We start from the raw sequence: 6,919 nt of genomic DNA, 5'->3' as shown, positions 1-6,919 counted from the left end.
TCCGCAAAGATTTTCAAGTCCGCAAAGTTGCTAAATTCCGCAAGAGTGATTTTTTTGCGATCAGTTCTGCTTTTGTCAATTTTTTAAAACTCCGTTTGAGTAAGAATTCCGTAAAGTTGCTCTAAACTTAGGATTGTTATTTTTCCAGTGTTGACAGAAAAACGTAATTTAAATTAGAGTTATTCCACAATACTTTAATACAGAATTGTTTCCGTCTGAGTGATTTCTAAAGTTTTTGCCAACGTTTTGGCTAAGCTGCGTTTTAATACAGTTTAGGTGGTGTTGGCAAATCGTTTTTTTTATTTAAAATGTTTTTTAGCATTTTCCCAAATTTCATATTTGCTATGTTCTCCTAAATAATAATAGAACTTACCATCTGGTTTAATCAGAATGTAATTGCAATATCTTACTTCATAAGGGAAAAATATTTTTTTAAATAAACTTTCTTTATCCGCTATCCAATTAATTTTATTTTGATGATAATATTTAAGATTGTCAGATTCAGGTGAGTTTATCCAAAATTGATTTATGTCAGCAATTTTATGAAGTTTTTTCAAATAGTCTTTGTCTAAAATATTCCAAGTAGACCTTGATTTCGAGTTATCTGCCTTTTTCGGAAATGCAGTTAAATAATTTATTACAATATTTTGAGTAGAATCAATTTTCTTATTAGTCAATTCTGTCAAATATGTTTTTAGTTTCTCAAAAGAATATTTGTCTAATTTACCGAATTTTTGTCGAGTTACTAACAAAACTATTTGAGTTGTGTCATTTTCAAAATATAAGTCCAAGTTTTTACTATAATCTTTGGCCTCAATAAATTTCTGTCTATTTATTTTCTCTCCGCTTTCATTGTAGAAAACTATTGGTTTTTCTTGTCCAAAAACAAATAAAGTAAATAGTGTGAAAATCAATGTTAATCTCATAGTTTATTATTCAGTTTAAATGTTTGCCAACGTGTTTGTGTATGATTTGTTGCGTGTTTAAGCACTAAAGTTAGCAAATAAAAACTAAATTGGAAGTTTGCGATAATTTTCGTAAGTGATTAATAACCAAGCAATTAATTATACACGGTGTTGTAAGTAGTGCTTTTTTCATTCAGCTTGTTTTCCGATGTTTCTTATTTAGTTCAAATGTGAGCGTTGGCAAGACATACTCTTTTGCAATTTTTGGCTTGTGTGGTGGCTGAAGCGAATTGCAAATGTGTATGGCTTTTAGCGTTGGCTATTCGGTTATTACTTTTCTAAATGTTATCGAAATTCGCCTTTCACGTTTTGTTATTTCATTATTAAATTTATCAGATTTTCGTTGTGGAATTCCGTGAAACCAATTAAATCGGCTTTCTTTTTTCATTATTAAAAGCGTTTTTGGCTCTACAAAAATTCCAATTTTGTGCTTCGAATTTAAATGTTTTTCAAAATTTATAACACAAGATGAATTTAGAGATAGTGAAATAATAGTGTCTCCAAAACAAGGCTCACAATCTATATGAGAAGAAATTCCTTGACCTATTTCATACTCGTTTATAATTGCTTGGTCTGGTATAAAATTAATTATTTTTTCATCAATCATCTTTTGATAAATGACTTTGCACCAATTAGGTAATTCTCCTAAATAGAGAGAATTGTCAATATTTCTAGCTCTATAATCATATTTATAACCATAATGTTGAACACGTCTTTTTAAATCATTTAGCCAAGGCGAATTATCTATAAATTTTATAAGTTCTTTTTCTTCCTTTTCCGTGATAAAATTAGGATATAATTCTAAACCAACTATTTCTTTTGCCAATTCAAGAGAAATGTCAGTTTTGGATTTTTCTATATGTCCGAATAAATCTGCTTGCATTAATTTGTTAATATTTCGTATGTAAAAGTTTCTGTTTTATCGTACCAACTTTGATGTTGATTTTTGTACGAAACTGTTTCTGATTTTCTTACTATTAGATTGTCGAAATTATGTAATAAATTCTTAAATCTCGTAAAATTATGATGTCTTTTTACGGGGTTTTGATAGACAATAATATATTTATTTAAAGGGAAATTGGAAACTAATTTATTTATATCGTTTGCTAGCTCGTGAGTTTGCTCTAAAGTTAAATTGGCAAATAAATATGAAAAATTAAGGATTACTGTATTTGACAGTCTGAAATATTCAGACAATTGCTCTTCGGAAACTTCTTTGATAGACTTGAGAAAGTGAAATTGAGTGATTCCACTAAACAATTCAGTATTACTAAATTCTTTTGCTTTAGATAACATAGAATTTGAAATATCAATACCTATATATTTTAGTTTGTAGCTACCTATGTTTTTAAATAATTGATTAAATGCCAAACCAGATGTTAAAGGACCACAACCAAAATCTATAAAAGTGATTCTTCCAGAAGTTTGTTCAATCTCTTGACTGAAATAATCACTTCTATAGCTTTCAAATATTGAATAACTTGAAAAGTAATGTTTACGCATATTGTAAAAACAATACAAGTTTACTTTATCATCTACTGAAATTTCAGGTGCAAATAAACTTATAGAATCAAAATCTGTTCTTCCATATTCAATCACATTATTTCTTATGAAATCATTTGATTTTCCTAGTAATAAATTGGGATATTCAATTGTTCTTTCATCATTTTTTATAACATCTATAATTAACCTATCAAACTCACTTTTGAAATCATTTTCAGGTGTATATGTTTTTCCCTCAATAGTTTCATCAGAATCAAAATACTCAAATTTTAATTTGTTATCAATAACCTCTTGAATTGTTTCGGAAATATAGCCACCTTTTGATTTTACAAACTCAATAAGTTTATAATAAATTAGGTTGTTCGACAAAATGGAATCATTACCAATTAAAATAAGTTGCTCTTTTGCTCTTGTCAATGCTACGTTTAACTTTCGGTCAACTGTTCCATCATCATTTGTGTTGATAATTCCATTTAATTGATATGGATTATTAATTGCAAAAGATAGAATTATAATATCACGCTGACTTCCTTGATACCTTTCGACCGTATCAACAGTTATTTCTTCGTAATTTGGAATGTTTGCTTCCTCTAATTTTTGTTTTATTAAAGCAATTTGGTTTCTGAATGGTGCAATTATTCCTATTGTTTTTGAATTGTCAAAAGCTAATCCGTTGGTTGCATAAAGATTTTTAATTTCTTCAACAATTTTTATAACCAATCTAGCTTCTGAATCGTTTTTTTTACCAAAAGAAGTGTTGTTTTCTTCCTTTTGACTTGTGAAGAATATTAATCTTTTTTTGGACAATAAATCTTCTAATGTGTACTTGGTTTTAGACACGAAATTTAACGGAATATCTTGCCTTTTTAATTCTTCTTTAATTTCTGGTTTTAGATTTGGCAAGTCATAGGCTTGCTTTAGTTGAGAACTGTAAAAGCTATGACTAGGAAATAAAGCTATTTCTTTATGCATTCTTCCTTGATAAGAAAGTTTATCATAAGCATAATCTAAATCGTTCTTTTCACAAAAGGTATATAATCTTTCGAAAAGTGAATTTTTTCGATTATATAACCCAATACTTTGTAAAGGTTTACTATTAGTTTCTGAACTATCAGCATTTTGCAAAACGATTGCAGGAAGTTGTTTGTGGTCGCCTATTAAGATAAATCTCTCGCAATTAGGTAATATGCCAATTATTTGAGGTTCTAAAATTTGTGAAGCTTCATCAACAATTATGGTGTCAAATTTTTTCAATTTGAAAATATCCATTTTACTTGCCATTGAGGAAACTGTTGAAACATAAACTCTGTGCTTATCTAGTAAATCCTTTAAATCTTTTCGAGAAGATACATTTTGACTTACGTTAGATAATAAATTATGTTTATGCTCTTGCGAGCAAGAAAGTTCATTCCCTATTCTAATAAAATTTCGGTCAGTTCTTCCAAAATTTACTTTTCCATCGTTAATATCATCAAAATTTATAATAGCATTATTTATTGCTTCACAAATTTCATCAACAGCTCTGTTAGTGTAAGCGAGAAGTAGAATGTTCGCTTCTTCATTTCTGTAAAGTTGGCGAACTAATTCTTTAATAATTATAGAGGTTTTACCAGTTCCTGGTGGACCATTTAAAAGAAAATAATTTTTTGCAGATAACGCTTTTTTAATGATTCTATTTTGTTCTTCTGAAAAATCTGAATTTTGATAGTTTACTGTGTTACCTTGAATTGGTTTTGCTATTGTAAGTATTAAATCGCGTTTAAATTTTTCTTGATGAGAAATAAAAGCGTAGAGATTTTTATACATTGCTCTAAAAGAACTATCCATAAAATCTCTTTCCAATGACCAGAAACCCTTTTTGTCGTTATTATCAAAAGATTTAAAGAACTTTGTATTTCTTTGTTTGTATCTAAAACTTACAACAATTGAATGCTTGGTTATTTCTGTTATGCTACATTTAAATATTTGGTTTGAAGTAACAGTATCTGTGTCTGAATTTCTTGGATAAAGCACACAAATGTCTCCTTTTCTGAAATTTACAAATTCGTTTTCTTTATTTGTACGAGAAAAAGTTATTGTTTTTTCATCTTGGTCAATAAGGTTTTTGGTTATGGTTAAGTCATATAAAATTTCAAACCTATCGTTTTTATCAATAAAGGAATCTAACCATAGGTTTGCTAATCCATTTCCTTGTTGATTTGGATTTTCTGAATCTCCGATTTTCGCTAAATATTGCTCCTTTGCGATAAAACTAATAAACGAGTAAAAATAATTTTCCTCTATTTCCTCTAAATGCTGAAATGGTTGTATTACTTCATTTATTTGAGGTTCAATATAATTTTGTCTAAAATTCGGATTGACGTTAGAACCGTTTATTAAGTTGTCAGGTGTAATTTTTGCTATTATTTCTTTTGTTATTGAAATATCATCAAGAGTAAGGTAATATTCATTTATGATTATTCTGTTTCTTATGTTCAAAATTTCCTGAACTTGTGATAACGTTGGTTTATCGTAACGCAAATTAGTTTGGGCGATTTTTGAATATAAAATATAGCCATCAATTTTTGAGCTAACTTTATGAAAATCAATATTTTGTAATAATGAAATTAATTGATAATAAAGGTATAATTGCGATTTGTGGTTTGGTTTAATACTAACACCATCATCAGGAAATGGAACACCTCCAGATTTTAACTCTACTATTTTTTGATGTTTGTTAGTTTTTGATAACTCTAAAATATCTAATCTACCTTGAATACCATATAATTCGCATAAAAAGGCAGGTTCAAGAGTAGAATCTTCAATTGATATTTCTTGATTTTTAAAGTCATTTTCTACAACTTTTTTAATATTCTCGAAGTGCATTTCAGCATCTGTTAAATATCTTTGAAATCTTTCTGTAGAATTTAAATCAGTACAAGTTGTGTATTCAAAAGGGTAGGATTGGAAGTCTTTTTTTATTGTGTTCTTGAATGTGATAAAGTTATTTGTATTCTCTGCAAACAATTCGTCAATTACTAAATTTGCGAAATTTCCTAATCTGATATGTTTAGTATTTGGAATTTCTTCAAATTTAGATTTTAAATAAAACAATTCAGATTTCCCATAGTCTTGCGAACATTCAGCAATTGAAGATATGTCAATTAAATAATCTGGTTCTAGAATAATAAATTTTGGAAAATAATTCTCTGATTCGTCAATTTCAATATTTACTAAAAATAGTTGAGCACCTTTCCAAAAATCTTTAACGCTTGTGAAGGGATTTAGATTTGCTAGATTTACAGTTATGTAGTCATCACTTTGACTATCAGAAGATATACAAATTAATGAGTTCGATTTAATTATTACTAATTCCACACGTAATCTATCAATTCTTGTTTTATTAGAATTGTCAAATTGTGTTTTAAATTCTGTTTTTGGGTATAAAATGCTAATATTTGGTGGAACAGAAACTTTTAATGCTTTGGATATAAATTCACTCAAAAATTTAAAATGAGTTTCGTATTCATTTATCGTTGGGCTGTAGTTCTCGTGTAGTACTTTATTCGCACTTATTCTTAATCCGTGAATGTTTTTCGGTAAAGATTGTTTTTCGCAAACAAAGGAAAGCCTAGAAAAAAGGTTAGAGAATTGTAAAGATTCCTTTCGTGTTAAGTCTTTAGTTACTTTTTCTAATAAAATTCTTAATCTAGAGTATTTTGTCTGTATTGTATTTTTAGTTGTGTGAATTTCTAATAGTTCATCAAAATATTCAAATGCTATCTTTTTTTCTGTCATTTTATTCTTTAGTGTGCGTTGGCAAAAAACAGCTCTTTTGGTTTTTTAGCGTTGGCTTGTGTGTTGGCAAAAAAACCAAATGTGCTGTTTGTGTGGCTGGCTTTTTTAGTTCAAATTTTCAATTTTAGCACGGTTTTCGCATTACTTACAACGGCTTTGTGCATGATTTCGTTAAGGAAAAGAGCGCAGCGCTTTTCCGAATTTGAACGAAAGATAATAAATGTGCGAGGAAATTCCGCAAGGAAGTTCCACCTTAATGAATTATGCACCTTGTTGGGTTTTCGTTTTATGGTTTTTCCGTTCTATTTTAATTTTCAGTTATTATTTCCGCAAAGATTCTAATTCCGCAGTTTTGATTTCCACGTTTTGGTATTCAACTCAATTTTCAAAACTTCTCAAAACTCTCCAGTTTTAGATTTTTATTTAACGAAACAATTCCAAACTGGAATTTTTCTATTTGTAAAAAGTTTTGACTTAAAAAACTAAATTGTTCAAGCTACTTTTTTTTAATTGTAATTAAATTCCAAAATAGCTTTTCTGTAAATTTTTCCACCATTGTAAAAATTGACTTTAAAAAGCTAAAAATGTTCAATTTTAACGATTTCCGCTAATGAAACCCAACGGCTTTGTGCTTATAGTTTGTTGCGTAAATTTAGCGAAAAAATAATAGATAA

The 6,919-nt window shown here is 28.4% G+C and carries 3 protein-coding genes; all 3 read right to left on the bottom strand.

Annotated elements, in window-relative coordinates; all coding sequences use genetic code 11:
• Positions 1 to 299: 299 nt before the first annotated feature.
• Positions 300 to 926, bottom strand: coding sequence for a hypothetical protein (locus tag P2G10_RS12565; protein WP_275316945.1), 627 nt, complete (start codon positions 924 to 926; stop codon positions 300 to 302).
• Between the two features lie 298 nt (positions 927 to 1,224).
• A complete protein-coding gene (locus tag P2G10_RS12560; protein ID WP_275316944.1) occupies positions 1,225 to 1,848 on the bottom strand; it encodes an alpha-ketoglutarate-dependent dioxygenase AlkB in 624 nt (207 codons plus the stop codon).
• On the bottom strand, positions 1,848 to 6,245 hold the full coding sequence (locus tag P2G10_RS12555) for an AAA domain-containing protein (RefSeq protein ID WP_275316942.1): 4,398 nt from the start codon (positions 6,243 to 6,245) through the stop codon (positions 1,848 to 1,850). The genes P2G10_RS12560 and P2G10_RS12555 overlap by 1 nt, the downstream gene beginning before the upstream one ends.
• Between the last annotated feature and the right edge of the window lie 674 nt (positions 6,246 to 6,919).

The organism is Tenacibaculum bernardetii (assembly GCF_029125915.1).
GTDB lineage: Bacteria > Bacteroidota > Bacteroidia > Flavobacteriales > Flavobacteriaceae > Polaribacter > Polaribacter bernardetii.
This window is presented reverse-complemented; position numbering and strand designations above follow the sequence as displayed.